The organism is Stenotrophomonas sp. INTA L402-1 (assembly GCF_059295135.1).
In genome coordinates this window covers 47,379-70,117 of the sequence record NZ_JCAFWP010000017.1, presented here as the reverse complement: position 1 = coordinate 70,117, position 22,739 = coordinate 47,379, and the positions used below count along the sequence as shown (strand labels likewise).

Sequence of the window (22,739 nt, the reverse complement as noted above, 5' to 3'; positions counted from 1 at the left end):
CGGAGTCTACCCCGAAACGAATCCCCGCCACGGGATGGTCACCGGGTGCATGACCCGCTCCGGGTCCTGGATGATGCTGGAGGTCCAGGGCTTCCTCTCCACCCGCATGCCGACGAAGGTCGTGCCCTTGGCGAAGGCGGCGATGATCTGGTCCGTGATCGAAGTACCGACCATGATCCCCTGCCCCGGCCGGTAGCAGGCCGACAGCTGGCCGAAACCCTGCATCAGGAACGGTCCATCGTCTTCGATGCCGTAGTTCTCGGTCCGGTTGGGGAACCACTGCAGCTCCAGCCAGCGAGCGTCGTTGCCGGTGGGCGGCTTGAACCCCTGCCCCGGGTAGGAGCAGGCAAGGCTATGTGCTGCGGCAAACTGCCCCACCAGCGTGGCGAATGCGTCATAGATCGCGGTGTCGCTCATCCCATCCGTCCTTTCACGTCGGCGGTGACCTCGGCCACGATGAAATCCCAGCGCTGGGCCGCCGCGCGCGCGAAGCCTTTTCCCGCCTGCGCATAGGTTCTACCCAGACTGTCTTCGCCGAAGAAGCCGTGTTCCATACGCATGGCGTACCTTGCTGTCCATCCGGCCCACACGGTCTGGCCCAGCTCCATTGTGGCGAACACCAGCTCCGGGGCCTGCGCACTGTCCGATGGCATGCTCTCGACCGATGCAGCGGCAGAGTTGCGCAGGAAGCCGGTATCCACCGGCATCTTCCCGCCCTGCCCCTCGGGCGTGCCGGCTTCCTCCATCAGCTTGGTGGCCGACTCGCGGAAGATCACGCCCTGCATTGCTTTGGCCTTCTCCGTGAAGGCCCGGACCTGGGCTCCGAACTTATTGGCCACGCTTCACCTCCGCCGCCATGTTCACGCGGTACTGCTTCATGCAGCGGCAGCCGATGGTTTCCTCCGGCCCGGCACCGAGCGCGGTGTCGCCAGGGAACCGCATCAACGCACCGCTGGGCGTCTGGAACGGTTCACCGAACCGGCGAACCTGGCCGTTCATCGCCTGGTGGCTGTGGCGGGTCCTGTCGTCACCGGTGGCTGACCAGGTGCCCTCGACGTTCTCCGGCGCCAGGCGGCCGCTCTCGATCTGCTGCCGGAACGCCTCCTCCCGACCAGCGGCCATGGCCGTCAGCGATTCGGTCCGCGCGATCATCTCGCCGCGCAGCGCCAGCAGCCTGTCCGCGTAGCGCACAGCGATCTTCTCCACGTCTGCTGGCGCCACTGGCTGGCCAGCCTTGATGGCCCGGCTCACGATTCCGTCCAGGCGCTTGTCGCGCCGCTTGCGACCGAAGTACTGCGCCATCTGCGCCGGATCACCGCTGGCAAGCTGCTGCCGGACATTGGCCACGAACTGCGCCTGCTGCGCGGTGAGCCCCACGATGCCGCCGGTTCTCCTGCCTGTCTCGCCCACCCTGCCGACCAACTCCAGCGCCGTCTGGCGCGGGTTGGTGCCGGCGGCCATGCCGCGCACCAGGTGCTGGCGCACCAGCGTTCGTTGGTCCTCCACCATGCCGGTGATCAGGCGCGAGGAATTCGACTGCAGCCAACTCTCCACCCCGCGGTTGCGCATGTCGAACCCGAACCGCAGCAGCGGCGTGTCGTTGGCCGGGTTGTACCGCCCGCGCACCTGCTGCCGCAGCGACAGCGTGGGCAGCTCCTTCATACCGACCTCCGCACCGGTGGCAAACGCCTGGCGCACTTGCTCGGCCAGCGGCGAGAAGCGTTCGCCGTCGAAACCCAGCGCCTCCAGCACAGCGTCCACCTGCCCGGCCTGCAGGAGGCTCGCCAGCAGGTCCAGCTGCACCTGCGATCGCACGCCGGCGATGGCCTGCTCGAACGCGCGGCGCATGGCCGGTTCCAGGCGTCGTGCCAGCAGCTCCAGCTCGCGGGGTGTGTAATCGGCCATCAGCGTCGGGCGTGGAACTCGTAGAGCAGCACCTGCCCACCAGGGGACAGCGGCTGCAGGTCGATTAGGTGGTAGAGCTGGCCGCCCAGCAGCAGCCGGTCGTCCTTGCCGGGCTGGATGTCCACTGCGGTCGAGATCAGGCCCAGCTTGTCGCCTTGCTGTACCAGCGTGGTGTCGCGGTCGGTCAGGCTGTATTCCAGCTCCACCACCATGCAGTCGTGCCGCGTCGACGGACCCGGCTGCGGATTGTGTGGCGGCCCGGTCGGTGCGCCGTCGCGCTCCAGTTGTGTGCCGTAGCCGTAGCGACCGATCAGGTTCGTGGCCGTCGCCTGCATTCGGTCGTAGAAGCCGCTCATACGACACGCACCGCAGGCATAACCGCCGGTGTCCGCAGCAACGGTGCCAGGATCTCGTCAATGGCCGGCACCACCGGCCTGTTCGGCACCTGGCCAGCGGCCGTGGAATCTGCGTAGGTGACCTCGATGGGGCCGACCTTCTCCTTGGTTACTGCCTCGGTGGCCACGTAGTCCGGCGACAGGCTGCCCGGGCTGGCCAGCTCGCGCAGGGCGGCCTCGTAGGCTGCGCGCTCCACCTCGTCAGGCACCTCATCCGGCTGGATGGGGTCGCCGTCATAGTCGATCGCACCGGTGCGGGGCCACTCGTTCGGCTGGCCCCGCCCGGCCGTACGCACGCCGGGGAACATCGACGCCCAGCGGCCAGATGCCAGCAGGATCCGGTACCGGCCGTCGATGTAGTCCGTGGCGCGGATCAGCGCACCCTCGCGGGCCTGCTCGGTGCCGGCAGCCCAAGCGGCATTACCGCGCGCCTGGTGGTAGCTGTTCGCGCCTTCCAGCGTGCCGTACATGGTCAGCCCTCGCCCTTCTTGGCCTCGGCGTCGGCGATGGCGCCTTCCAGCTTCGCCACACCCCAGGTGCCCTTGGCATCGATGCCCAGCGCCTTGGCGCGCGCGATCAGCGCATCCTTCTTGTCCTCCGCCGGCGGGTTCTGCGCGGTGGTGGTCGCGTTGGCCTTCTCGGCTTCCGCGGCGGCGGCTTCGCCCTTCTTGGCCTTGGCGTCGGCTTCCGCACGGGACTGCAGCTCGCGCACCATTGCCGCCAGCTCCGCTTCGCGGTCGCCTTCTTCCAGCGCGTTCCAGTCGGCAACGGTCAGGCCAGTGTGCTCAAAGGCCTGGCGCACCACTTCGCCCAGCTGCACGGTGACGCCTTCGGCCAGCTCGATGTTGGATGGCAGCACGTTGGAGCCGACCAGGATGTCCTTCGTCGGTGCCTTGGTGCTGGTGCTGGTGCTGCCGCCCTCGGCGGTCAGGATCTCAGCCTTGAGCCAGCCCTGCACCACCGAGTTCTTCTTCAGCTGCTCCCAGCCATCGACTGGGGTCTGCACGCCCGGCAGCAGGATGGTACCGTCCGGCAGGCCCAGCGGGCCCTTGTGGTTGTTCGTGATCTTCATGCTTCGCTCCAGTGAGGCCCCGGCGCGCGGCCGGGGCCAGGCGGATCAGATGCCGTCCAGGTAGACGACTTCCTTGGGCAGGCGCACGTCCAGGCCGCCCAGGCGCATCACGCCCGGGATGTCCCAGCGCAGCGGGCCGCTCTGCCAGGCCGGCAGGAAGCGGTGCGGCATCGGCATGTGCAGCTTCAGCACCTCCGGATCCTTGCGGTACGCGACCAGGCGCGTGGTCCCGCCGACACCGGCCGTGTCCAGCCCGCGCACGCCGCGCAAGGTCAGCTGCTGACCGGTCTGCACGGTGTACAGGTTGTTCTCCAGGTACCACTGGATGATGGTCTTGTCGCTCTGCTCGCTCATCTTGCGAGTGGCCAGCAGATTGAACTTGGTCCACGGCAGCAGCAGGGTGTCCGCGATCGACGCGGTGTTGGTGCCGTTGAAAACGTTCAGCAGCGCCTGGTTCAAGACACCGACGATCAGCTGCGAGTCGGTCTGCGCGTCCCAACCACCAGTTTCCGCCGCCACCGGGGTCACATTCGCAGCGTTGTAGAGGCCGGTGAAACCCTTGTCCGCATCGCCCAGCAGGGCCACACGGTCGACCATCTCTTCGGAAGCGCGGCGAGCAGCGGAGGCATCGTCGGACTGCAGGTTGATGCCCAGCAGCTGTGCCCGGCCGATTTCCTCCCAGCCGAAGCCGTAGCCGATACCAGCGGTGTGCACGCCGGTCTGGTGCTGGGCACGCGTGGTGCCGGCCTTCGGGAGGTCGTCCGCGTTGCCGTTGATCCAGTTGGCCTCGCCGAACTGGTCGGAGGAGTAGTAGGTCACCGAGGTGGCGAACTCACTACCGGTGGTGTCGACCGGGATCAGGTCGCGGTACTGCACCGACGGGTAGCGCGTGCGGTAGACGCCCGGTTCGATGATCGATGCCTGGGCAACGACGAAGCCGAGCGCGGCCTGTGCGTCGAACAGGTGCATGGAATTTCCATTCATGGGCTTGGCTCCTTAGCCGAGACGGACGACGGCCAGCTGGCCGGCGGCGGTGGTGCTGGTGTCCCAGCGGGCGCCGGTGAAGGCGGTGTTGTCGGTGGCGACGTTGGTGAAGGTGCCGGTCGCGGTCACGAAGACCGGATCGCCTGCCTTCACTGCGACGGCCGCAGCCACCCAGATGTCGCCCTTGGTGATGACGCGTGCCGAGGTGCGCTGGGCGAAGCTATCCGGCACACCGGCACTGCCGACGGCGGAGCGGTCCAGCAGGGTGATGCCCACCAGCTTCGTGGCACCGGTACCGGCGAGGACAATGCCCTTGTCGGCGGTGCCCTGGGCCACGGCGCGGCCGAAGCCGATACCGGGCGAGGTTTCCACGTCGCGGCTGATGATCGTGGCCGGCAGCATGGTTGCCTGCGCACCCTCGATGGCAACCGGCTGGGTGTCCGGATAGTTGGTCTGCAGTGCCATGGCTTAGGCCCCCTTCTGGTTGGCGGTGCGGTAGTCGAGACCGTTCACGGACTCGGCATAGCCGTTGTCCTGCACGGTCTGGCGATGGGTGGAACGGTCGCCGAGGGCCAGGGCCACCGGGTCGCGCGGCTTTGCCTGGCTAAACAGGCCATCGAACAGGGCTTCGACATAGGCCTCATGCTTGCCGGCCACGGCCGAATCGCCGAGCTTGGCCACCACTGCGGCCTTGCGGACGTCGGCGTCGCTCTTGCCGCTGTAGTCGGCGTCGTGAACGGCCTTGGCCTTGGCGATCAGGTCGCCGCGCTGCTGTACGCGCTGGTCCAGGTCGGCATCGCTGAGCACCTGCGCCTTCAGCGCGTCGCGCTCGCCTTCCGCCTTGGCGATGGCAGCATCCTTGGCGGTGATGGTTGCCTGGTGGGTTGCGGCAGCGGTGCCGGCGGCGGTGTGGGCGTCCTGGAGCTGCTGCTGCAGCTTGCCGATGGCGGCGGCCGACGCGTCGGTGCACTCGACGGGCAGGCCGTCGACCACCACGATGCGGGTCTGCTGGTTGCTCATGTGGTTCTCCTGCGGTTGGGGATGGGCGCTCGGATCCGGTGCACCGGGGGTGCGCCCATCCCCGATGCGAAACTGGGAGCCAGCCCGGCCACGACGGACCAGGGCCAGATGGTTGTTGCGGATGTTCTTCAGCTTGGCGTCGTAGGGCTCGCCCTCGGGCGTGAAGCCGTCTTCCCAGACGATCTCGGCCGAATAGCCCTGCGAAAGCTCGCGCTTGCCTGCATCGAAGTCATCGATGGCGGCCTGATCCATCAGCACCAGCGGTACGCGGACACGGGTCTTGTCGTGCGCGACCTCATCGCCGGTATGGCCGATGGCGTAGTCCTTCCAGTTCTTGGCGCTGACGTCCTCCGGCGGATGGTCGTTGGTCATCGGCCGGTGGGCGAAGCTGCGCATCGTGGCGTCGGAGAACACCTCCTCCGGCGGCCGGTACACGCGAACGTTCAGCAGTTCAGGCCGCCCAACTTCCTCACCCAGGTAGTTCTGGATGCCGGTTCGGGCCACGTAGGCGTCGGCCACAAGGTAGCCGTCCGCGGTGCGGCGCGGAGCCGTCACCGAGACGCGATCGGTCAGGAACATGGTCAGTCCTCGCGTACTTCTTCGAAGATTTCCGGGCCCAGCACGATGCGGCCGCGGTACGGCTCGACCTTGGACAGGTCGATGGTCGCCTTGGTCAGGCTGATGTGCGGGGTGTATTCCGGCCAGTCGTAGGAACCACCAGCGCGGATGATGCTTTCATGCCGCCAGGACAGCTGCGACGACGCGAACAGCAGCACGGCAGACATACCGCCCAGCGGCTCGACCGCGCGCGGGCCGCCCTCGGGGATGACCATTTCGTCCTTGCCGCCGTTGCTCCATTCGTTGGCATTGCCGGCCTTGATCCAGTCGAAGGCCTGGCGCGAGTAGGCGATGGTCACATGCAGGTCGCCCAGCAGATCGGTGATGCCTTGCTCCTTCGCCCAGACCGCGATCTCGTCGGCATTCACCACCTTGCGGCTGACGTACAGCGACCGCGGCTGCGCGTCCTTCACCGGCATTGCCGCTGCGATCTGCTCGTCGTCGTCCTCGCCCGTTTCCTCCTGCGGCGTCGACTTGCCGTACTCCAGCATCTCGGCTTCCAGGCCCGGAGCAATTCCGGCCTCCGTAAGCATGTTCACTGCGACAGTGGCCAGCACGTTCTCCGGGATCAGCCTCGTATCGGCAATGATCTTGATGCTCTCGGCAGTGCTCTTGCCGATGGCTGCGCGCTCCGTGTCGGTGGTCTGCCACAGGCTGCGCCAGTTGTAGAACACCTCGGCGGGCCGGCTGCCCAGCGCCGAGCGAATCAGGCACTCGTCCAGAACCTGCAGCGCCGGCTGAAGCACCAGCTCCTGGTTGCTGCTGATGCGGTCGTAGTAGTTCCGCAGGTCGCTCTCTCCGCTGGCGTTGAGGCCACCCGGCGACTGGCCCAGCAGGCGGGTCATCGGGATGTCGGAGGCGCCCGACGTCAGCTGCATGAAGCCCATCATCAGGTCGACCAGTCCTCCGAACTGAGCCTGCTTCTGCTCGTATTCCTCCTCCGCGTCCAGGAGCAGCGTTCCGTTGATCCCCTTCGCCATCGCCGCGAGGGTCATGCGCTGCAGAACCTTCTGCTCGTACTCCGGGTCGGCCAAGCTCGACATGAATCTCGGAATCTTGACCACGTCGACCTTCGCCTCGAACACCAGCGATGCGATGTTCGCTGCGCTGGCGTCGGCGTCCTTGATGGCCTTGCTGATCGCCAGCAGCACCGAGTCGCCCCATCCGTCGCTGATCCCGAACTCTGGGTCCGGCTTCTCCGCACCGTGCAGGATCACCAGGCGCGACGGGTGGATCTGCACCTGGCCAGCCGTACCGCTGGTCAGGGTGTAGAAGGCCGGCAGGCCGTACCCCGGCGATTCCGGGTCAAGGTCCAGCTCGCCCGCCTGCAGCACGCGCTTCGAAAGCACGTTGATGTGGCGAACGCCGCCTTTGCCAATGGATTCAGGCTTCAGCGGCAGAATCGGGTCCGATTGGCCCGTGCCAATGTAGAGCGCGGCGCCGCCGGTGAGCCGTGCGCGGATCAACGCCTTCAGCACCTTCTGTTGCAGGCCTAGCCGCTTCTCCTCTGCCTCGATGGCGGTGATCTGCTCCTGGTCTGCGCTCCAGCCGCGCCACTTCCGGCAGCTGTCCATCGCCGGGATGTCGATCACCTTCCGAGCCAGCCAGGTGCCGCGGTACGCGTTATCCGCCTCCTGTTCCGACAACGTCGGCACGCCGTAGAAGGTAGCCGCCGCCTTGTCGCGCGGCGTACCCAGGTTGGCCACCAGATTGACCAGCCCATCTTTGAGTTGCGTGAGCTTGCCCATCAGAGCGCGTTCCCAAGGTTGTAGGTGCTGCCGGTGACCAGCTCAGCGAAGGCGCCGGACAGTCCGTCGCCCTGATCGTCGTGCTTGCCATTTGGTATGTCGCAAATTTCATCCAGAAACGCTTGGTTCCATGGCGCCCGCACCAGCTTTATGTTGCCCGCCTCTGCTTGCGCCTCAACCGGTGTGAGGCGTACCTGCTTTGATCCGGATTCAAGAACTGCCTTCACGTCCCAGCCAGCCAAGAGCTTCACCTGGTGAGCAGCGTTGCTCTTTCCGGCGGCCCCTGGATCCTGCGGAATGCGGACCTTGATGGCCTTGCCATCCTGCAGAGCAGTGTTCTTCAGCATCCTTTCGACGCCGGCGGGTGAAACCTGGTCACGCACCACGTCCAGCACGTAGTAGATGCCGCCGACCTCGCCCAGCAGCAGACCTACCGTGTAGTCGGGGTCGCTGCTGGTCTTTTCCTTCGGGTCCGTGGCGGCGAAGTCCCAACGCCTGACCTTCCGCGCCGCCGAGATGGCCGGCGCGGCGTCTACGATCTCGAACCACTCCCGCCTAAACATGCCACCATCGCGCGGGGTCGGCCGCTGCTGGTACTGGCCGGCCCACGCGTATGAACCCTTGGCGCGCTTCAGGCGTTCCACCTCGGCGCGCGGGAAGCGCTCGGGGAACAGCAGCTCGCCCTCCTCGATGCGTGGATCTTCGAAGAACAGCTCACCATCAATGTAGGTGCGGCACGGGCCGCCGGTCTTCTTGCCGTCCTTGTCGACCCGCTCTGCCTCGAACTCCATAGGCAGGTTGAGGTGCACGAAGCCCAGGTCCAGCTCCATGGCCACCGCTGCAACGTCCTGCTGGTGCAGGCGCTGCATGATGATGACCATGGCCGACGAGGTGATGTCGTTGAGGCGGTCGGTGATGCCCTCCCGGAAGATCCGGACAGCGGTCTTGCGTTCAGCGTCGCTCTCGGCCGTCTCGGTTGAATGCGGATCGTCCACCTTCACCCGGTCGCCGCGGCCACCGGTCATGGAGCTAAAGGGCCGGGCCTCGCTGAAGCCATTGCCGGTGTTCTCGAACTTGCCCTTGGCGTTCTGGTCGCCCCGCAGCTTCATCGGCCAGGCAGCCTGGAACTGGTCGCTCTCGATGAGGCGCCGCAGCTTCAGGTTGTCGCGCAGCACGTTCGGCTGGCTGTAGGAGGTGGCCAGCGTCTGCAGGTCAGGGCGGCCAACCGGCCCCCACTCCCACGCCGTCCAGAACACCATCAGCAGCGACTTCATCATGCCCGGGGGCACGGTCATCAGCAGGAACTGGATGCGGCCTTCGGTGACCGCCTCCAGGTGCCGGCACATGGCCCTCAGTGCCCACCCAAACTTCAGCGGCCGGGTAGGTTCCAAGATCGGCCAGTGCTCCTTGATGAAGCCCTCCAGCGTCTGCGATCGCGCCCGGATGCCTTCGACGTCCTCCGCTATCCGCGCGCGCTCTCGGTCAGCCGCCCTCCTCGCCCGCTCCGCTCGGATCTCCGCCAGCGTCGGCAAGCGGACCGAGGATCTGTTCAAGGCGGTCGAGTTCATGGTCTGAAAGCTTGCTCAGGTCGTAGGTGCCAATCGCACCGCTGTGCTTGTGCTTCTCCACCAGCAGGCCGGCCAGCTTCCCCTTGCCCATCGTGGCGGTGACCGCCGCGCTGGCCTGTTTTTCCTTAAGCGCCAGCTTCCGGGCCTGTTCCAGCTCGGCCATCAGGCTGTCGACAGTGACCTCGGCCTTCTTGGCCACCTTCTTCTGGCCAGCCCGGACAGCGGCAAGAACGCGCGGGTCGGTCAGCAACCGAGATCCCTGCTGCCGGGCTGTGCTCTCGCTGTAACCAGCACGGATGGCCGCCTGCGTGCCGTTGTGATCCTTCAGGTACTCCAGCACGAAGCGCTGCTGCTTCGGGGTCAGGCCGACCGCCTTGTCGGCGGTGGTCTTCTTCGCGGCCATTGGTCAGCGCTCCGGTACCGGCTTGCCCTGCACCTGTTCGATGGTGTCGAACTGCGCCTCGTACTGATCCAAGCAACGCTTCCGGCCGTTGCTGACTTCGAACACCGCCGAGGGCTTGCCAGCCCGCACCCAGCTGCAGCGCTTGGTCAGGGCCGCGTCGATGGGGACATAGGTGGCCACCGGCACCTTGATGATGTCCGGGGCCGGAGGATTGGTCTTGGGCGGTGCCGACTGGCATCCGGCCAGCAACAGCGCCGCAGCGATCAGAAAGACGCGCATGTCAGTACCCCTTCAGTGCCGGGCAGGCTGAGTCGAGCAGCTCCAAGGCCGCCTTGCAGGTATCTGGCCGCTGCTCATATCGACCGCGCCACGTCGCGGCGTCCTTCTCGGATGCCTCGATCTTTCCTGCCAGGGCCTGCAGCGCCGCCGCGCTTTCTGCCTTGAGCGATTCCAGCTTCTCGGCTTCTGCCCTCAGTGCTGCGGCGACGTCAGCCAGGCGCTGGTCACGGGTTTCCACGTCGGCCTGCAGACGGTCGGCATCGGCCTTCCAGTCGGCACGAACCTTTACCACCTGGGCGCTCAGATCCTTGATCTGCTGCTCTTTCTCGTAAGCCGACAGGCCCGCGACCATGCAGCCGAAGGCCAGCACGCCGCAACAGACCTTCATGACGCTTCCGGGCTTGCGCAACCAAACCAGCGCGTCTGCGGCCCAACCTACCACCAGGTCCCAGATGGCCTTGAAGAATCGAATCAGCACAGTCATGGCTTATCGCCTCCGATAGCCCCGGTGGCCTTCTCCACCAGGCGCACGTAGCCCGGCAGCAGCCGGCGAATCAGGACGCCGGAAAGGCCGGCCAGAGGTAGCTGCGGGGCGCCGGCCAATGCTGGCCAGATCGAGGCAGCCACTGCGATGACCCAGGCGGCCACGATCGCGTAGGCCACAACCGCAACCGCCAGCGCAGCCCATCTCGCGGCCGTCTGCAGGAACCGATGCCCGCGCCGGCGGCTGGCGTCCGCTGCAACCCGCTCCGCGTCCTTCTCCGGCAGCAGCAGAACGCCAATCAGCGCGCCGGCCATGGCCACCAGCAGCACGGACTGCGGCACTCCCAGGATGACGCGCTCAGCCTCGCGTAGCGCGTCCGCCGTCGCCGGCGCCACCACGGCTGCAGTGAACGTTCCCACGATGGTTTTCAGGGTGCTCACGGGCTCAGTCACGGCGCCACCGCCCCACCAGCCTTGCGGTACATGGCCAACAGGTCGGAAAGCTTGTGTTCGTGCTGGCCGTAGCCAGCGCCAGGCAGGCTTGCCCATATGTTGCTGACCGCCTTGATCGCCTCCGGGATCTTGCCAGCCTGGATCAGCGGCAGCGCGCGGCGCTCGCGGATCTGCTGCAGCGCGATCAGGTCTTGGCTCAGCGGGCTGAAATCCTTCAGGCCCAGCGACTTCCGGTACGCGTCGAAGTAGCGGCGCAGCAGCTGGTACCGGCCGGCAGCAGTCGACTGGATCTTCAGCTTGGGCAGGTCCACCAGCACGCGCGGGTGGTCCGCATAGCCGTTGAACAGCTGTCCACCGACCAATACGTCGTAGCCGCGGTCCTTGGTTGCCTGGGTGCTCTTGTCCGTGCCTTCCGACCACGCGAGCATGTCCAGGAACGCCACGACGTTCACGCCGCCAGCCTGTTGGGGGGTGATCTGCGCCATGGTGGCTTCTCCAGCAAAAGGTGCCCGCCCCTCGACCGGCTTCTCTGCGCGGTATGGTTGGTCCGGGGGGCTGCGGGCGTAGAGGGCCGATCACCACCGCTGCCTAGGCGCTGCCCGGCCTCCAAGGGCCGTGCGCAGACCGCCCGCCTGCGTGTACGCCAGCCCCAATCGCCTCACGGCGAGCGGAGGGGGATTCGGCGCGGTGGTTGATCGGTGTTTCGTGTCCCGGAAACGCAGAAGCCCCAGCGCAGGGCCGGGGCTTCAGGGACAATTCTTGACAGTTGCAGAATTAGGGCATCTGTCTGTGCTACTTGTCAAGCTCCTTTGACGTGCCAGTCACCCCAGGCAATCAATAGACGCCCTCCCGGGGCAACGAACATGACGTAGTGACGCGACTGGTTCCGGCCCCATTCGTCGAATCCAACCTGCCAGCTACCGTCGTCTGGCAAGCCGCATTTCTGGATGAACCAGTCCCAATCGAAGTACTTACTGAAACCGGAATCATGCTTATCCCATTCTTCCTCAGGGATTTCGTTCAACCACTCATAGCTCGCCATCACTTGGCCACATCGTGTTACGCGGCGATCCTGCCGCCCATAAAGTCTACCCCGCGCTGCAGCTCGCGGCGGTATTGCCAGATGGACAGCGTCCCACCGTACTGCTCGGCCACCATCCTGGCCTTGACCGCCTGGCTGGCGGAAACGGTGAACTCGGTCCGGACGATCAGCGCGCGCATGGGGTACTGCCGTTCCATCGAGGCCAGCGCCCTATCCACCCACCGCAGTTCGTCAGGCACGCCTACGTCGACGGCGATCTCTGGATTGTCGTGGGGATGATCAGCATCGTTGGATGCCCGGATCGGATCCGCTGCCCACAAGGGCACAATACGCAGGCCTTTCACGCCGGCGCCAGCCGCCATCAGGCGACGTCGGTCGGTACCGTCGCGGCCAACCAGATCCTGGATAGCCCGCTCCCGTGTCAGCGGCGCGTGGTCGCGAACCTTGTCCAGGACATGGACGCTCCTGTCGGCGCGCCTCAGCGCAAATCGATTCACCTGGGCGTGGCCCCAGCGTCGCAATTCTTCGGTCAGCGGATCAGTGTTGCGCATCGCGCATGCCCTCCAGTACGGCGTCATCGAATCGGAATACCGGCAGCTTTCTGTCGGTGTCGCAGGATCCGGCCCGCTCGGGCCAGCCCTTGCAGTGGAAGCCAGCGGGGCCGGCGGCGCGGAACTGGCAGACGGAGCAGCGGCCGTGCTTCTGCACGTAGGACCGGTAGCGCTTCTGCATTCGCAGTTCGGCGGCCGTCACAGGCCCTCTTCCTTGCGGATGTGCTCGGCCAAGTCCATGACCTTCCAATCGGAAACCCCGCTGGGGATCGTGACCATCTTCTGGCAGCTGGTGCACTTCACCTTCGTACGGCCCTGCAGCAGGCGAACATGTGCCGAAAGGAGAGACCAGCGCTGGATGAGACTGCTGTCCTCGCGGGCCAGCTGCGCCAATGCCCAGACCGGATTGAGCTTCTCGCCACAGTCCCGGCAAGTCACTTCCGATGCGCGCTCATCCACCAGGAAGTGGCTGTGGGCGCAGCTGCCGTAGGTGCGGACGATCGTCAGTTCATTGGCCGGGGCGTCCTTCGGCTTGACCGGCAGCCGCACCACATTTTCGTCGCTCATGCTGCTACCCCCATGGCCAGCTGGTGCTCGGCCCAGAGTCCGATCAAGAGCGCGTCGGCCCGGCCGTTGTGCTTCTTCAGGTTCAGCATGTGGGCTGCATCCGGGAACCGCTTGATGGCAAGCAGCCGCGCCGCGTCCTTGTCCTGGCCGGTCAGTCCGAACCGGCGCTTCCAGCTGGCAGGCTCCGCGCGCATGTAGGGAATGCCCAGCAGCTCAAACGCTGCCTTGGCTTTCCCGTAGTGGTCGCCGAAGTTGAACGACGACTGCGGACCGGCGCGGCGCTCCTCCTTGCCGTCGGCGCCCCGTTTCGGCGGCATGGCACGCACCCGCTCAATCACCCCGGACACGGCTGCACCCGGGGTCATGTCTTTCGCAGCACGGATGAATACCGCAATGGCCCTGGCGTCGACCTCCTCGTTCTCGCCGACGGTCAGCAGCGGCATGTCGATCACCGGCCCTGCTGCTCCATCGACCAGCGCCGCGATGGCGCCGGTCCGGCCGGGGTCGATGCTAATAATCAGGCGGCTGGTCGCCATGAGGTCTTCTCCAGGTGCTGTTTGATCAGGGTGTTCTGCAGATCCAGCAGGTAGTCATCGCTGCCGACCTCCTGCCGGAACTTCCGGGGCTGGCGGGCGTAGGACGGTCCGAACAGTTCCTCGCACCGTGCAGCGGACATGCCGCCGAACGGCTCGCCGCGGTGAGACCACGGGTTCAGGCCGATGGTGAAGTCATGCCCGCGCCGCTTCTGGCCGTGCTTCCCGCCAACGGTCAGGTGGTGCTCCTCGGCCGGCACAGGCTTCTCACCGAACCGGATCCCAAGGCTGTGGGCCACGATGCACCCGATGTCCTTGATGGCGTCTAGCCGGGCGAGCTGGGCCTTGGTCTTCTTGCCGGTCGACCTTCCTCGCTTCATGCTTTCCTCCAACCAAAGGGGGAACCATGGACAGGACGATCATCATTGAGACCGCCGCCGCTGCCGGCGATACGTTGGCATGGCTCCAGCTGGCGTCCGCCGTGCTGGTTGGCATCGTTGCGATCTACGTCCCAGCGCGCTTCGCCGCTCGCGATCGTGCACTGAAGCGACAGGAGGCCATACGGCGTGCGAAGAGTTTCGCCCTCCAGTACTTCCACGATCTTGAACTTCTGCGCGACTACCTTCAGAAGACGGCCGAGGTAAACAACTCCATGGTTGGTGCCGTCGATCTTTCCGCCATCGCAGAAGCCCTCACCGGCGCGCGCGATTGCAAGGTTCCCATGGCCGAACTTCACCTGCTGTACGGGGTAGCAGACCCCATCCAAACCGCGTTCGGACTCATCAAACGCGCCGAGTCGTACCAACTCAGGCGCGGTGCTCTCGCACAACGTGGGGAGGACATCAAAGAGCTTGATGATCGACAGGCTCAGTGGCTGGAGACCGCGTACCAGAAGCTCTGCTCGGGCACCCTCACGATGAGAGCTCTCCTCGATTAGCCTCATGCCGCACTCTCCTGCCTCTGCCGGCCGTTGACCATCCGCCAATAGTCCGCGCGCACGTCTTCCAGCATGACGTGCGCGTAGTGGTCACCGATCCAGGCGGTTATGCCCTTGAAGAAGGCGGCGAAGTCCTCCTCCTCCATCGAATCGAAGGCCAGGGACTGGGCCACCTTCACCGGGATGGTGCGGATCTCCGGCAGCACCGCCGCCAGCACCTTCCGCGCGCCCGCGCCCAGCACCGTTTCTGCTGCATCCAGCAGTGCCTGCACCACCGGGCTGGCGTCCATCTCCACCATCTCGCAGCAGATGCCCGACTCCAGCTGCACCTGCTTCAGCGCGGCGTGGGCGTCCAGGTCACGGAACGCCTCAACGCTGTCGACCAGCAGGTGACCGATGACGTGAGCCAGGCGATGGAACGCGGCATTGCGCGATTCCTTGATCTCGAGGCGGTACTCGCGACCGGCGCGATAGCCGCGGTCCTTGGCAAGCCGGCGGTCGATGTCGTTGCTGGGCACGAACGCGCCCAGTTCCTCGCCGGTGGCCGCGTCGACCAGGCGCATGCAGGTCGCGTAGATCGGCCGGCTGGCCCGCTTTGCGCGGATCTTCCGCGCAGCTGCTGTAGTCGCGGTCATACGTCGTCTCCTGCGGCAAGGTCACGGCGGCTGCGACGGCGGCGGCCGGAAGCCGGGACGTCGAAGTCATCATCGACACCGCCGACGGTCGAGGTTCCCTTCAGGCTGTAGTTCGGCCGCGGGCCTGTGTAGTCATCGAAGGCGCTGCACTGCAGCCGGTGCTGCAGGTAGCAGGTTCCGGTTTCGCCCTGGCGGTTCTTCGCCACGATCAGTTCGGAGATGCCCGGCGCGCCGCAGGCGTCCTTGCTGTAGTAGTCGTCGCGGTACAGGAAGGCGATCACGTCGGCGTCCTGCTCGATGGCGCCTGATTCGCGCAGGTCGGCCATGCCAGGGCGCTTGTCGGTGCGAGCCTCCAGGCTTCGGTTCAGCTGGGACAGTGCGATCACTGGGCACTTCAGATCCTTGGCAAGCCCCTTCAGCTTCCGAGAGATGTAGGAAACCTCAGCAGTTCGGTTCTCCGCCTTGGCCTGGCCAGTCAGCAGCTGCAGGTAATCCACAACGATCAGGCCCAGCCCACCGGCGACCTTGGCGTGCATGCGGGACGCCCGAGCGGCAAGCGCGTCAACGGACAGAGCGCCGCAGTCGTCGATCGCCAGTGGCAGTGTGTGCAGATAGTTCCGAGCCTGCGACAGCCGGGCCCATTCGTCGTCGGTCAGCACGCCCTTCGCGCGCATGCGGCTCAGGTCGACGCCGGCATGCGCTGCCATCAGACGCATGCTCCATTGGGAAGCGGACATCTCCAGGCTGAAGGCCGCGACGTTCGTGCCACCGGCGGCTGCATCCTCAGCCCAGTTCAGGGCGTGTGCGGTCTTGCCCATGGACGGACGAGCGGCCAGCACCATCAGATCAGTCGGCTCCAGATACGGGATCTTCCGACGCACGCTGCTCCACTTCGGCACCAGGCCCGGCGTGCCCTCCCCGTGGTATCGGGCCTCCATTTCGTCCCAGGCCTTCTGGACGCCGCTGCGCACCATCACCAAGCCGCCGTTTCCACTCGACTTCACGGTCAGGCTGGCCAGTTTCGTCGCCGAGGCTGACACGACCTCCTCCGCTTCGTCGTCGCTGGCGCCGTAGGCGCTGTCTGCGATATCGGTGGTGGTCTCGATCAGCTGCCGCAGCAGCGCCTTGTTGCGCACGATCTCGGCATAGGCGCGCACGTTGGCCGCCGACGGCGTGCTGCCGGCCAGGTCGTAGACGGTGGACACCAGCTCCTGCGCGCCGATCTCGACGTTGGCCGTGATCCAGTCGCCCACGGTCACCACGTCGACCTCGCGCTTCAGGTCGGCCACGCCGCAGATGCCCTGGTAGATCAGCTGGTTCTCGCGGCGGTAGAAGTCCTCCGGCGCCAGCTGGTCGCGGACCTGAGCCAGCGATTCCCCCACCAGCAGCAGCGCGCCGAGGACCGACTGTTCGGCCGGCACCGAGTGCGGCGGCACGCGCAGCTGTGCGACGTTGTCCAGGTAGTCGGGCACCGCGCTCACGCCGCCTGCTCCTGCTGCGCCTGCTGATCCTGGCGGTCACGCTCCCGCTCAGCGTCGCGCTCGCGCTTGACCTGCACACCGCTGGTCGTCAGCTCGCAGCCGCCGGCAGGCGGGCACCACCAGAGCTTGAACCAGTTCCGGCGCACGGCATCGCGGAAATGGGCACGCCAGTCCTTCTGCAGCTTCCCACTGTCCCGATGCTTGATGGCGAACTCGCGCCAGGCCAGCGCCACGAACTCGCGCGGAATGCCGGCGTCCTCGGCGAAGTCGAAGATCGGGTCATCGGTGCGGATCGGTCGCTCGCCGCCAGCGCGGCAGGCGTCGACGAAGGCGGTGAAGGTGATCTTCTCCCGTTTCCTGCGGCCCGGCTTGTCCCCCTCAGCGCCAGCTGGGGGGTAAGGGGGGAGCTTCTCCGCTTTTGGAGACGGAGACGGAGACGGAGACGGGGCACTGCTAGAACCTGCTACTGGCACTCCGTTTGGTGCTACGGGCACTCCCGAAGGCTGCTCGGCGCACACTTGTTGCAGCCCGGCGGCATACTCTGGCATCAGTTTCGCCGCTTCTGCTCGGCCATGCTGTTTGCACAGTGCAGCCCACTTCGCCTTGGTTGAGCGCGCTTCGGAGCCAGCCGACCATGGTTGATGGTCAGCCCAGTCATGCAGCCGATAGGCGCCCTCTTCCCCATCGAGGAACCCCACCGAAGCAAGCTCACGCACCAGCGCGTCATTCTCCCCGCTCCAGTCAGCCGCCAGCTCGATGTCTTCGGCCGACATGCCCGTCAGATCACCGTCCGGTCTGTTTGCCCGCGCCCAGAGGATCAGGCACACCAGCGACCACCCTGCGGTGGCATCCAAACGGCGGATCAGTTTCTTGGTCTTCGGATGGCCTGGCAGGCCAACGCTCAGGCGTGCATCGGTGATCATGCCTTCGCCTCCAGCAGCTGCTGGCAACCGGCGATGTGCCACAGCGAGCGGACAGCGATGAGAGCCTTTTCGGTTGCGTTCATGGGGTATCCACCAATGAGAGGTGATCCCCAAGTTATGGCCTTTCGGCCACGGCGATGCCCTCTAACTGCCGCGATGTGGGCAGGGGTTACGCTCATACCCCACCCCGCTCCGCCGCCGCCTCAGCGTGCTGGCTCACCTGCACAAGCGCGGCCATGACCTGCTGGCAGGCGCGCGAGATGGCATCAGCCTCATTCGGGGTGATGCGGTTGTCGGCCATCGCTTCCGAGACCAGCTCGGCCAGGTCGCCCTTCGCGGCGGCAGCCGACAGCAGTGCGGTGATCAGGGTGCCGGACTCAGGTGCATCGACACGCTGCGCGATGAAACCGTGCTCTGCGCACAGCGCATGCAGGATCCGGTAATCACCGGTGCGCGCCATCAGCGCATCCGCCTCCTGCAGGCTCAGCAGGTTGCGGTCAGTGTTCGGGTTGACCTTGCCGCGCAGGGTCGCGGCAGACATGCCCATCCTGGGCGCCAGGGCCTCACTGCCGCCCGGGTACTGGTGGACGGTGTCGTAGGCGGCATCAGTGACATTCATGGGCGGGTTACTCGATTGGAGACGGGGCGGCGACGGCGGCGCACCATCTGCGCCATGGACGAAATCAACTCAGGGAAGAAAGGGGCCGCTCTCCAGCTCCGGGCCCGCGGTCACCACACGCGCGGGATGGTTGGAGAGCGGCCGGGACCGAGATCACGCTGCCGCCTCTCGCCGGTCGTCGTTGGCCGCCGGTGGGCCGAAGACGTCCGGGCGCAGCAGATGGCGGGATACCCCCGTCGCTGCCTCGATGGCGAGGACGTGCTCTGCAGGGACCTTCCCGCGCTTGCGCCAGTTGCTGACCACGTTCTGGGCGACGCCAATGGAGGCTGCGAGCTTTCCGACGCCTCCAGCTGCTTCGACTGCCTGGGTTAGTGTGTTCATGTCCGGCACTATCACATATCGTGATCCTTCAATCAACACGCATCGTGTTAGACGGGTATCACGCCCCGTGAAGAATGGCCGCATGGCCTTCTCCGACAACCTCAAACGTCTGCGCCTGGCGCGCGGAATGACCCAAGAACAGCTGGCCCTTGCCTGTGGCTGGTCTGGCCAGAGCCGCATTGCGAACTACGAGTCGTCAGCGGCCAGCGCCCGCGAACCGAAAGTTTCTGAAGTGCCATTGATCGCTTCTGCCCTCGGCGTTCCCGTCGCAGAACTGTTCGGAGAGTCCGCTGCCACGTCTCAGGTTCAGCGACTGGACTTTGAAAGGATCTCAGCCGCGGTCACTGTGCTACGGACCTACCTGGAGCTGATGGGCAAGCCCATCTCCATGGTCGAGGACCCGCTGCTACTGGAGATCGCGCATGAGGTGGTTCAGGAGTTCGGAGGGAACAACCCGGCGGACAACGTTCTGGACCTGACAAAGGTGCTTGCCGAGAGGATGAGGGGTGATGGGATTGAGCAACGATCGATTCGGAGAGCTGGCGCGACGTCTGGCCGCTAGGACTGCAGAAATTGAATCCCAACACGTGGCTAGGCCTCGCCTGCAAATCGTGAAGCGCCATCCCACGCCGGGGATGGACGCGATAACCAGGGAGTCACATTGCAAGATGATCCGTCACCTGCGGCGACGCTGGGGTTTCCCGATGCAGGTCATCATCGACCAAGCTACCTTTGGCCTTTCTTCCATTGATGCTTTGGAGGACGACGCACTGATGCAGCTACACCGTGACTTGGAAAGAGCGCAGGACTGCATGCGCGAGGGCATCAGCTTCGAAGACGCGGGCCTGCTGCGTTCGCAGTTCGGCTAGGAGGACACACGGATGAAACTCAAGCTTTTGCTATGCACTGCGCTACTCACTGGCTGCACCAGCTCGCATGAACCACCCGCGCCGGAAGCAATCAACGAGAGTTCAGCTCACGACATCCTCGGGATCAAGCTCGGTGCAGATGTCCAGGCCATCGCAGAGTGCAGCAGGCACCGCGAAGGGGGATTCAATGTGTACTCGATACCCTACGGTCCGCGCCCATGCACGGCGAATTCACACCTATCTCTGAACGCGCCGAACCCTCCCGAGGCTGATCCGAGTATCAAAGCAGGCGCATCAGAGATCGAGGTCCAGATCGCACCGCCCTTCGGAGTGAAATCCCAGGCTAAAGTCAGCGTAGTTGACGGTCGTGTCGAGCGGGTCCTGATTTCGACGGCGCCGGTCGACGCACAGCGAAACGTGCTCGATGCCCTTACTGAGAAGTACGGTAAGCCAACCTCCTTGCAAGTAAGGCCGATGCAGAACGCGTTCGGTGCGAAGCTGGATTCCATTGAGGCAAGCTGGAATCTACCGATCATTGAGATCTCCTTCATTGGCGCAGTTAGCTTGGATGAAGGCGTGATAGTCGCCGCCATTCCAGGTAGGCCTTCTCCTTCGAATCCCGCGAAGTTCTAACCTCTGGCCCCCCCCTTCCCGGGGCCCCTCTTCCGCGCTGTAGAACCTGCGCCCCAGCCGCACCCAGACCGCCTGCAAAGAAACATCACATACCGTGTTGACACACAGCATCACGCTATGTGATTCTAGCCCCGTCGCCCAGCAACCCGTGCTGGACCGCCGGAGCCCGAGATGGACCACACCGCCCTCAATTCAGCTTCCCACCGTGCCCAGGCAACCTGGGAAAACCGCGAAGACCCGCGAATCGCCGCTGAGGCTGCCGTCGACAGCACGGCGCTGGAGGCCCTTCGTGCCGCTCCGACCATGCTGGAGCAGACCTTCGGCTTCCAGTCTCCGGCCTTCTGGGCCAAGGCTGCCCGCCTTCTCGATTCCTGCCAGGACGCTGCCTTCGCGGCCCTAATCCGCGATGCCCGCGACGCCTACGTCAACGAGGAAGTCGAGGACACGGCCGACGACAAGGGCCTTTCCGCCAACGGTGCAATCGACCATCTGCTGGCGCAGGTGGCGGCATGAGCGCCCCTGTCGATGTGCTGGCGGTGCTGGACACCCTTTGTGAACGGGCGGCATCCGGTGACCCAGCCGAGTATCGCGAGGTCAACTCGCTGCGCTATGCCGTATCCGAGCTGATGGAGGCCGCTCAGCGCCTGCGTGACCGTGCTGAGTTCGAGTCATTTGGACGCGATGCGTCAGCCGAGTTGGAGGCAGTAAGTGCCGCCCTCGCCCGCGTCAAAGGCGGTGCCGCATGAGCCCCGTCCTCCAGATCCTCGACGACGAAATCGAGGTCATCAGCCAAAGCCTCTCCCGCCACCGCAGCCGTGCTGACCGCACCGCCGCACGTAAGGGCGAGCGCGACATCCACGCCGACCGGGTCTGCGATTGGGCGGAGTACCGCCGCGACCGGTTGCGCGCCGCACGGGCCGAAGTTGCCCGCCTCATCGCCAGCAACCAGCACGCACCCGAAGGAGCAACCGCATGAACACCAACGTTCGCCAGATCCGCGAGTTCCAGGCCGTGCGCGATGCGATCGCCTGCACTGGCCTGAGCCCGGCGCCGCTGTACCAGCGCCTCAACGAGGCACAGCGGCGGGGCCTGCGCGGTCTGTACGTGATCGACAACGCGCTGAAGCTGCACCGCCAGTTTCAGGACGAATTCGCCAACCAGCCAGACCCGGAGGCCGCATGAGCTTCGAACAGGCCATCCGGAAGGAGACGGTGCGCATGTCGCTGGAGTTCATCGCCTATGGCGCGTTGATCGGCTTCATCGTCGGCGCGGCCGCCGTGCTGATCTTCCAGGACATGTTGCAGGCGGTGATGTCGTGAGCCGGCGACTGACCTACATCCTCGCGCCGCTGGCCATGTGGGCGCTGATCTGCGGCTTTGCGGCAGCAGGCGCTGGCCTGGCGGTTGTGCATGGCAACTACCTCTCACTGCTGATGGCGCGCGCCGTGTTGGCCGGTGCCGTCTACCAGACCGCACTGGAGTGGTTCCACGCCGAGAAAGCGCTTGCCGAACGCCGCAGCAGCATCCAGTCCCCGACCTCCGCCATGCCGGTACCGGCGGAAGACCTGCAGTAACCCACTGCCGGCCCGGCCGGCTCAACCGACGAGGTCGCAATGTTCAAGATCGAAAAGAAGGTCGCCACGATCACCAACCTCAACGTGCGCATCGAGAAGCACGGCGAGGAGAGGAATCTGGCGGTCGACATCAGCTTCTCCGTCAGCACCAGCAACCAGGTGCTGGACTACTTCGACAAGGACCTGCGCAAGTCGCTGTTCCGCAAGGCCGCCAAAGGCGAACAGCAGTCCCTGCCGACCATCGGCGAGCCCCTGACCGAGATCAAGCATCCCGGCTTGGAGCCCATCAAGCTCAGCCACGAATACAAGGGCTACGAGCTGCAGCTGGACGGTGAACTCGACGGCACCCAGCCGATCTTCCTCACCGACATGAAGGTCAAGAAGTTCGGGGTGGCGGCAAAGGAAGGCGGCAGCGTGGACCTGACCTTCAAGGCCTCCGGAAACGTCACGCCCGACGAAGTCGCCGAGCTGACCGAGGCGCTGATCCGCCAGTCCGTGGTGCTGACCCTGCAGCAGGGCCAGGCAAACGAAGCCACGCAGCAGGACGACCTCGCCGCCTGATCCCCCTGCCCTGCGCCTTCCCCCTGTGGCGCAGGGCTGACAGCCCGGAAAGCACGGGCACCTCTCTACCCGCCCAGGAGAACACCCATGACCCGCACCATGCCGGAACGGAATCACATCGCGCTGTACGACGTGCAGTCGAGCCAGATCCACAGCATCGGCCACGACGCCGACACCAACACCCTCGCCATCCGCTTCACCAGGGGCTATGGCGACAAGCGCGGCCCCGGCTCGCTTTACCACTACGCCAACTTCAGCGCTGAGGAGTTCCTGGCGTTCAAGGACGCCGACTCGCTGGGCAAGCACTTCGGCGCGTACATCAAGCCGTTCCCGGAGAAGTACCCGTACCACAAGGTCGCCGAGCAGCAGCAGGCGGCCTGACCGAATTCTGGGCGGGTTGTGGGCTCCTGCAGCGGAACAAAACGCGGAGAGAACCCTCAGTGCTGGCATGCCCTCACAGCATGCCCGGAAGCCGACGCCGTGACGGAGGCCCCAGCGCAAGCTCA

Annotated in this window: 39 protein-coding genes; 12 read left to right on the top strand and 27 right to left on the bottom strand. The window is 65.5% G+C overall.

Annotated elements, in window-relative coordinates; genetic code table 11:
* Positions 1-6 precede the first annotated feature (6 nt).
* From AC5O77_RS11805 to AC5O77_RS11700, 22 genes are all read right to left on the bottom strand, one after another.
* Positions 7-417: a phage tail terminator-like protein gene (locus AC5O77_RS11805; RefSeq protein ID WP_494506860.1), complete on the bottom strand. Its 411-nt coding sequence runs from the start codon at positions 415-417 to the stop codon at positions 7-9.
* A complete protein-coding gene (locus AC5O77_RS11800; RefSeq protein ID WP_494506859.1) occupies positions 414-839 on the bottom strand; it encodes a hypothetical protein in 426 nt (141 codons plus the stop codon). Before AC5O77_RS11800 ends, AC5O77_RS11805 begins: the two co-directional genes overlap by 4 nt.
* Complete coding sequence (locus AC5O77_RS11795; protein WP_494506858.1) at positions 829-1,905, bottom strand: phage minor head protein; 1,077 nt, start codon at positions 1,903-1,905, stop codon at positions 829-831. Before AC5O77_RS11795 ends, AC5O77_RS11800 begins: the two co-directional genes overlap by 11 nt.
* Positions 1,905-2,261, bottom strand: coding sequence for a hypothetical protein (locus tag AC5O77_RS11790; protein WP_494506857.1), 357 nt, complete (start codon positions 2,259-2,261; stop codon positions 1,905-1,907). Before AC5O77_RS11790 ends, AC5O77_RS11795 begins: the two co-directional genes overlap by 1 nt.
* Positions 2,258-2,770, bottom strand: coding sequence for a DnaT-like ssDNA-binding protein (locus tag AC5O77_RS11785; RefSeq protein ID WP_164116179.1), 513 nt, complete (start codon positions 2,768-2,770; stop codon positions 2,258-2,260). The genes AC5O77_RS11790 and AC5O77_RS11785 overlap by 4 nt, the downstream gene beginning before the upstream one ends.
* Before the next feature lie 2 nt (positions 2,771-2,772).
* Positions 2,773-3,372, bottom strand: coding sequence for a hypothetical protein (locus tag AC5O77_RS11780; protein ID WP_494506856.1), 600 nt, complete (start codon positions 3,370-3,372; stop codon positions 2,773-2,775).
* A 45-nt stretch (positions 3,373-3,417) separates the two neighbouring features.
* Positions 3,418-4,356 carry a DUF2184 domain-containing protein gene (locus AC5O77_RS11775; RefSeq protein WP_494506855.1) on the bottom strand — a complete coding sequence of 313 codons (939 nt, stop codon included), beginning with the start codon at positions 4,354-4,356 and terminating at the stop codon, positions 3,418-3,420.
* Positions 4,357-4,368: 12 nt separating this feature from the next.
* On the bottom strand, positions 4,369-4,821 hold the full coding sequence (locus AC5O77_RS11770; RefSeq protein WP_313242145.1) for a structural cement protein Gp24: 453 nt from the start codon (positions 4,819-4,821) through the stop codon (positions 4,369-4,371).
* A gap of 3 nt (positions 4,822-4,824) precedes the next feature.
* Complete coding sequence (locus AC5O77_RS11765) at positions 4,825-5,955, bottom strand: DUF2213 domain-containing protein (RefSeq protein ID WP_494506854.1); 1,131 nt, start codon at positions 5,953-5,955, stop codon at positions 4,825-4,827.
* A gap of 2 nt (positions 5,956-5,957) precedes the next feature.
* Positions 5,958-7,742, bottom strand: a complete 1,785-nt coding sequence (locus tag AC5O77_RS11760) for an anti-CBASS protein Acb1 family protein (RefSeq protein WP_494506853.1) — start codon at positions 7,740-7,742, stop codon at positions 5,958-5,960.
* Positions 7,742-9,310, bottom strand: a complete 1,569-nt coding sequence (gene terL / locus AC5O77_RS11755) for a phage terminase large subunit (protein ID WP_494506852.1) — start codon at positions 9,308-9,310, stop codon at positions 7,742-7,744. Before terL ends, AC5O77_RS11760 begins: the two co-directional genes overlap by 1 nt.
* Entirely contained in the window at positions 9,225-9,713 is a 489-nt protein-coding gene (locus tag AC5O77_RS11750; protein ID WP_494506851.1) for a terminase small subunit, read from the bottom strand. The genes terL and AC5O77_RS11750 overlap by 86 nt, the downstream gene beginning before the upstream one ends.
* 3 nt (positions 9,714-9,716) lie before the next feature.
* Positions 9,717-9,992 carry a hypothetical protein gene (locus AC5O77_RS11745; protein ID WP_494506850.1) on the bottom strand — a complete coding sequence of 92 codons (276 nt, stop codon included), beginning with the start codon at positions 9,990-9,992 and terminating at the stop codon, positions 9,717-9,719.
* A gap of 1 nt (position 9,993) precedes the next feature.
* Positions 9,994-10,476, bottom strand: a complete 483-nt coding sequence (locus AC5O77_RS11740; protein ID WP_494506849.1) for a hypothetical protein — start codon at positions 10,474-10,476, stop codon at positions 9,994-9,996.
* Positions 10,473-10,916, bottom strand: coding sequence for a hypothetical protein (locus tag AC5O77_RS11735; RefSeq protein WP_414492382.1), 444 nt, complete (start codon positions 10,914-10,916; stop codon positions 10,473-10,475). The genes AC5O77_RS11740 and AC5O77_RS11735 overlap by 4 nt, the downstream gene beginning before the upstream one ends.
* An 8-nt stretch (positions 10,917-10,924) precedes the next feature.
* Positions 10,925-11,413 (bottom strand): glycoside hydrolase family 24 protein, encoded by a 489-nt coding sequence (locus AC5O77_RS11730; RefSeq protein WP_414492381.1) that lies wholly within the window; start codon positions 11,411-11,413, stop codon positions 10,925-10,927.
* A 314-nt stretch (positions 11,414-11,727) separates the two neighbouring features.
* Positions 11,728-11,970 (bottom strand): hypothetical protein, encoded by a 243-nt coding sequence (locus tag AC5O77_RS11725; RefSeq protein ID WP_494506848.1) that lies wholly within the window; start codon positions 11,968-11,970, stop codon positions 11,728-11,730.
* Positions 11,971-11,987: 17 nt separating this feature from the next.
* Complete coding sequence (locus AC5O77_RS11720) at positions 11,988-12,521, bottom strand: hypothetical protein (RefSeq protein ID WP_414492379.1); 534 nt, start codon at positions 12,519-12,521, stop codon at positions 11,988-11,990.
* Entirely contained in the window at positions 12,508-12,723 is a 216-nt protein-coding gene (locus tag AC5O77_RS11715; RefSeq protein ID WP_414492378.1) for a hypothetical protein, read from the bottom strand. The genes AC5O77_RS11720 and AC5O77_RS11715 overlap by 14 nt, the downstream gene beginning before the upstream one ends.
* Entirely contained in the window at positions 12,720-13,088 is a 369-nt protein-coding gene (locus tag AC5O77_RS11710) for a hypothetical protein (protein ID WP_414492377.1), read from the bottom strand. The genes AC5O77_RS11715 and AC5O77_RS11710 overlap by 4 nt, the downstream gene beginning before the upstream one ends.
* Positions 13,085-13,624, bottom strand: coding sequence for a RuvC family protein (locus AC5O77_RS11705; RefSeq protein ID WP_414492376.1), 540 nt, complete (start codon positions 13,622-13,624; stop codon positions 13,085-13,087). The genes AC5O77_RS11710 and AC5O77_RS11705 overlap by 4 nt, the downstream gene beginning before the upstream one ends.
* Entirely contained in the window at positions 13,606-14,001 is a 396-nt protein-coding gene (locus tag AC5O77_RS11700; RefSeq protein WP_414492375.1) for a Ref family recombination enhancement nuclease, read from the bottom strand. Before AC5O77_RS11700 ends, AC5O77_RS11705 begins: the two co-directional genes overlap by 19 nt.
* Positions 14,002-14,027: 26 nt before the next feature.
* On the opposite strand from AC5O77_RS11700, the gene AC5O77_RS11695 reads away from it, so the two are divergent.
* Positions 14,028-14,558 (top strand): hypothetical protein, encoded by a 531-nt coding sequence (locus tag AC5O77_RS11695; protein WP_414492374.1) that lies wholly within the window; start codon positions 14,028-14,030, stop codon positions 14,556-14,558.
* A gap of 2 nt (positions 14,559-14,560) precedes the next feature.
* Here the strand turns inward: AC5O77_RS11695 and AC5O77_RS11690 are convergent, their stop codons facing one another.
* From AC5O77_RS11690 to AC5O77_RS11670, 5 genes are all read right to left on the bottom strand, one after another.
* The gene (locus AC5O77_RS11690; RefSeq protein WP_414492373.1) at positions 14,561-15,193 is read right to left on the bottom strand and encodes a hypothetical protein; all 633 of its coding nucleotides are present in this window, start codon (positions 15,191-15,193) and stop codon (positions 14,561-14,563) included.
* Positions 15,190-16,674: a replicative DNA helicase gene (dnaB, locus tag AC5O77_RS11685; RefSeq protein WP_494506847.1), complete on the bottom strand. Its 1,485-nt coding sequence runs from the start codon at positions 16,672-16,674 to the stop codon at positions 15,190-15,192. The genes AC5O77_RS11690 and dnaB overlap by 4 nt, the downstream gene beginning before the upstream one ends.
* Positions 16,671-17,597: a hypothetical protein gene (locus tag AC5O77_RS11680; protein ID WP_494506846.1), complete on the bottom strand. Its 927-nt coding sequence runs from the start codon at positions 17,595-17,597 to the stop codon at positions 16,671-16,673. The genes dnaB and AC5O77_RS11680 overlap by 4 nt, the downstream gene beginning before the upstream one ends.
* A gap of 175 nt (positions 17,598-17,772) precedes the next feature.
* Entirely contained in the window at positions 17,773-18,216 is a 444-nt protein-coding gene (locus AC5O77_RS11675) for a phage regulatory CII family protein (RefSeq protein WP_164116145.1), read from the bottom strand.
* Positions 18,217-18,369: 153 nt separating this feature from the next.
* Positions 18,370-18,597 carry a transcriptional regulator gene (locus AC5O77_RS11670; protein WP_478448188.1) on the bottom strand — a complete coding sequence of 76 codons (228 nt, stop codon included), beginning with the start codon at positions 18,595-18,597 and terminating at the stop codon, positions 18,370-18,372.
* Between the two features lie 82 nt (positions 18,598-18,679).
* Here AC5O77_RS11670 and AC5O77_RS11665 point away from each other — a divergent pair, with 82 nt between their 5' ends.
* The 11 genes from AC5O77_RS11665 (at position 18,680) to AC5O77_RS11615 (ending at position 22,614) form a co-directional block, all read left to right on the top strand.
* The gene (locus AC5O77_RS11665) at positions 18,680-19,159 is read left to right on the top strand and encodes a helix-turn-helix domain-containing protein (protein ID WP_478448186.1); all 480 of its coding nucleotides are present in this window, start codon (positions 18,680-18,682) and stop codon (positions 19,157-19,159) included.
* A gap of 106 nt (positions 19,160-19,265) precedes the next feature.
* The gene (locus AC5O77_RS11660; protein ID WP_478448184.1) at positions 19,266-19,466 is read left to right on the top strand and encodes a hypothetical protein; all 201 of its coding nucleotides are present in this window, start codon (positions 19,266-19,268) and stop codon (positions 19,464-19,466) included.
* Between the two features lie 12 nt (positions 19,467-19,478).
* On the top strand, positions 19,479-20,099 hold the full coding sequence (locus AC5O77_RS11655) for a hypothetical protein (protein WP_494506845.1): 621 nt from the start codon (positions 19,479-19,481) through the stop codon (positions 20,097-20,099).
* A 171-nt stretch (positions 20,100-20,270) separates the two neighbouring features.
* Positions 20,271-20,612: a hypothetical protein gene (locus tag AC5O77_RS11650; protein ID WP_494506844.1), complete on the top strand. Its 342-nt coding sequence runs from the start codon at positions 20,271-20,273 to the stop codon at positions 20,610-20,612.
* Positions 20,609-20,845 carry a hypothetical protein gene (locus AC5O77_RS11645; protein ID WP_494506843.1) on the top strand — a complete coding sequence of 79 codons (237 nt, stop codon included), beginning with the start codon at positions 20,609-20,611 and terminating at the stop codon, positions 20,843-20,845. The genes AC5O77_RS11650 and AC5O77_RS11645 overlap by 4 nt, the downstream gene beginning before the upstream one ends.
* Complete coding sequence (locus tag AC5O77_RS11640; protein ID WP_494506842.1) at positions 20,842-21,075, top strand: hypothetical protein; 234 nt, start codon at positions 20,842-20,844, stop codon at positions 21,073-21,075. The genes AC5O77_RS11645 and AC5O77_RS11640 overlap by 4 nt, the downstream gene beginning before the upstream one ends.
* Entirely contained in the window at positions 21,072-21,281 is a 210-nt protein-coding gene (locus tag AC5O77_RS11635) for a hypothetical protein (RefSeq protein ID WP_494506841.1), read from the top strand. The genes AC5O77_RS11640 and AC5O77_RS11635 overlap by 4 nt, the downstream gene beginning before the upstream one ends.
* Positions 21,278-21,418, top strand: a complete 141-nt coding sequence (locus AC5O77_RS11630; protein ID WP_478431920.1) for a hypothetical protein — start codon at positions 21,278-21,280, stop codon at positions 21,416-21,418. Before AC5O77_RS11635 ends, AC5O77_RS11630 begins: the two co-directional genes overlap by 4 nt.
* Positions 21,415-21,672, top strand: coding sequence for a hypothetical protein (locus AC5O77_RS11625; RefSeq protein WP_494506840.1), 258 nt, complete (start codon positions 21,415-21,417; stop codon positions 21,670-21,672). The genes AC5O77_RS11630 and AC5O77_RS11625 overlap by 4 nt, the downstream gene beginning before the upstream one ends.
* Positions 21,673-21,711: 39 nt before the next feature.
* On the top strand, positions 21,712-22,233 hold the full coding sequence (locus tag AC5O77_RS11620) for a hypothetical protein (RefSeq protein WP_164116128.1): 522 nt from the start codon (positions 21,712-21,714) through the stop codon (positions 22,231-22,233).
* A gap of 87 nt (positions 22,234-22,320) precedes the next feature.
* Positions 22,321-22,614 carry a KTSC domain-containing protein gene (locus tag AC5O77_RS11615; RefSeq protein WP_494506839.1) on the top strand — a complete coding sequence of 98 codons (294 nt, stop codon included), beginning with the start codon at positions 22,321-22,323 and terminating at the stop codon, positions 22,612-22,614.
* The last annotated feature ends 125 nt before the right edge of the window (positions 22,615-22,739 follow it).

What these genes read in the sequence shown, in the direction of transcription:
- AC5O77_RS11775 (WP_494506855.1), bottom strand. Translation starts at nt 4,356, where the DNA reads ATGAATGGAAATTCCATGCACCTGTTCGACGCACAGGCCGCGCTCGGC.
- AC5O77_RS11730 (WP_414492381.1), bottom strand. Translation starts at nt 11,413, where the DNA reads ATGGCGCAGATCACCCCCCAACAGGCTGGCGGCGTGAACGTCGTGGCG.
- AC5O77_RS11620 (WP_164116128.1), top strand. Translation starts at nt 21,712, where the DNA reads ATGTTCAAGATCGAAAAGAAGGTCGCCACGATCACCAACCTCAACGTG.
- AC5O77_RS11645 (WP_494506843.1), top strand. Translation starts at nt 20,609, where the DNA reads ATGAGCGCCCCTGTCGATGTGCTGGCGGTGCTGGACACCCTTTGTGAA.
- terL (WP_494506852.1), bottom strand. Translation starts at nt 9,310, where the DNA reads ATGAACTCGACCGCCTTGAACAGATCCTCGGTCCGCTTGCCGACGCTG.
- AC5O77_RS11675 (WP_164116145.1), bottom strand. Translation starts at nt 18,216, where the DNA reads ATGAATGTCACTGATGCCGCCTACGACACCGTCCACCAGTACCCGGGC.
- AC5O77_RS11660 (WP_478448184.1), top strand. Translation starts at nt 19,266, where the DNA reads ATGATCCGTCACCTGCGGCGACGCTGGGGTTTCCCGATGCAGGTCATC.
- AC5O77_RS11765 (WP_494506854.1), bottom strand. Translation starts at nt 5,955, where the DNA reads ATGTTCCTGACCGATCGCGTCTCGGTGACGGCTCCGCGCCGCACCGCG.
- AC5O77_RS11695 (WP_414492374.1), top strand. Translation starts at nt 14,028, where the DNA reads ATGGACAGGACGATCATCATTGAGACCGCCGCCGCTGCCGGCGATACG.
- AC5O77_RS11700 (WP_414492375.1), bottom strand. Translation starts at nt 14,001, where the DNA reads ATGAAGCGAGGAAGGTCGACCGGCAAGAAGACCAAGGCCCAGCTCGCC.
- AC5O77_RS11795 (WP_494506858.1), bottom strand. Translation starts at nt 1,905, where the DNA reads ATGGCCGATTACACACCCCGCGAGCTGGAGCTGCTGGCACGACGCCTG.
- AC5O77_RS11705 (WP_414492376.1), bottom strand. Translation starts at nt 13,624, where the DNA reads ATGGCGACCAGCCGCCTGATTATTAGCATCGACCCCGGCCGGACCGGC.
- AC5O77_RS11760 (WP_494506853.1), bottom strand. Translation starts at nt 7,742, where the DNA reads ATGGGCAAGCTCACGCAACTCAAAGATGGGCTGGTCAATCTGGTGGCC.
- AC5O77_RS11740 (WP_494506849.1), bottom strand. Translation starts at nt 10,476, where the DNA reads ATGACTGTGCTGATTCGATTCTTCAAGGCCATCTGGGACCTGGTGGTA.
- AC5O77_RS11785 (WP_164116179.1), bottom strand. Translation starts at nt 2,770, where the DNA reads ATGTACGGCACGCTGGAAGGCGCGAACAGCTACCACCAGGCGCGCGGT.
- AC5O77_RS11635 (WP_494506841.1), top strand. Translation starts at nt 21,072, where the DNA reads ATGAACACCAACGTTCGCCAGATCCGCGAGTTCCAGGCCGTGCGCGAT.
- AC5O77_RS11680 (WP_494506846.1), bottom strand. Translation starts at nt 17,597, where the DNA reads ATGATCACCGATGCACGCCTGAGCGTTGGCCTGCCAGGCCATCCGAAG.
- AC5O77_RS11780 (WP_494506856.1), bottom strand. Translation starts at nt 3,372, where the DNA reads ATGAAGATCACGAACAACCACAAGGGCCCGCTGGGCCTGCCGGACGGT.
- AC5O77_RS11690 (WP_414492373.1), bottom strand. Translation starts at nt 15,193, where the DNA reads ATGACCGCGACTACAGCAGCTGCGCGGAAGATCCGCGCAAAGCGGGCC.
- AC5O77_RS11725 (WP_494506848.1), bottom strand. Translation starts at nt 11,970, where the DNA reads ATGGCGAGCTATGAGTGGTTGAACGAAATCCCTGAGGAAGAATGGGAT.
- AC5O77_RS11670 (WP_478448188.1), bottom strand. Translation starts at nt 18,597, where the DNA reads ATGAACACACTAACCCAGGCAGTCGAAGCAGCTGGAGGCGTCGGAAAG.
- AC5O77_RS11640 (WP_494506842.1), top strand. Translation starts at nt 20,842, where the DNA reads ATGAGCCCCGTCCTCCAGATCCTCGACGACGAAATCGAGGTCATCAGC.
- AC5O77_RS11710 (WP_414492377.1), bottom strand. Translation starts at nt 13,088, where the DNA reads ATGAGCGACGAAAATGTGGTGCGGCTGCCGGTCAAGCCGAAGGACGCC.
- AC5O77_RS11665 (WP_478448186.1), top strand. Translation starts at nt 18,680, where the DNA reads ATGGCCTTCTCCGACAACCTCAAACGTCTGCGCCTGGCGCGCGGAATG.
- AC5O77_RS11790 (WP_494506857.1), bottom strand. Translation starts at nt 2,261, where the DNA reads ATGAGCGGCTTCTACGACCGAATGCAGGCGACGGCCACGAACCTGATC.
- AC5O77_RS11770 (WP_313242145.1), bottom strand. Translation starts at nt 4,821, where the DNA reads ATGGCACTGCAGACCAACTATCCGGACACCCAGCCGGTTGCCATCGAG.
- AC5O77_RS11630 (WP_478431920.1), top strand. Translation starts at nt 21,278, where the DNA reads ATGAGCTTCGAACAGGCCATCCGGAAGGAGACGGTGCGCATGTCGCTG.
- AC5O77_RS11750 (WP_494506851.1), bottom strand. Translation starts at nt 9,713, where the DNA reads ATGGCCGCGAAGAAGACCACCGCCGACAAGGCGGTCGGCCTGACCCCG.
- AC5O77_RS11615 (WP_494506839.1), top strand. Translation starts at nt 22,321, where the DNA reads ATGACCCGCACCATGCCGGAACGGAATCACATCGCGCTGTACGACGTG.
- AC5O77_RS11805 (WP_494506860.1), bottom strand. Translation starts at nt 417, where the DNA reads ATGAGCGACACCGCGATCTATGACGCATTCGCCACGCTGGTGGGGCAG.
- AC5O77_RS11655 (WP_494506845.1), top strand. Translation starts at nt 19,479, where the DNA reads ATGAAACTCAAGCTTTTGCTATGCACTGCGCTACTCACTGGCTGCACC.
- AC5O77_RS11720 (WP_414492379.1), bottom strand. Translation starts at nt 12,521, where the DNA reads ATGCGCAACACTGATCCGCTGACCGAAGAATTGCGACGCTGGGGCCAC.
- AC5O77_RS11650 (WP_494506844.1), top strand. Translation starts at nt 20,271, where the DNA reads ATGGACCACACCGCCCTCAATTCAGCTTCCCACCGTGCCCAGGCAACC.
- AC5O77_RS11745 (WP_494506850.1), bottom strand. Translation starts at nt 9,992, where the DNA reads ATGCGCGTCTTTCTGATCGCTGCGGCGCTGTTGCTGGCCGGATGCCAG.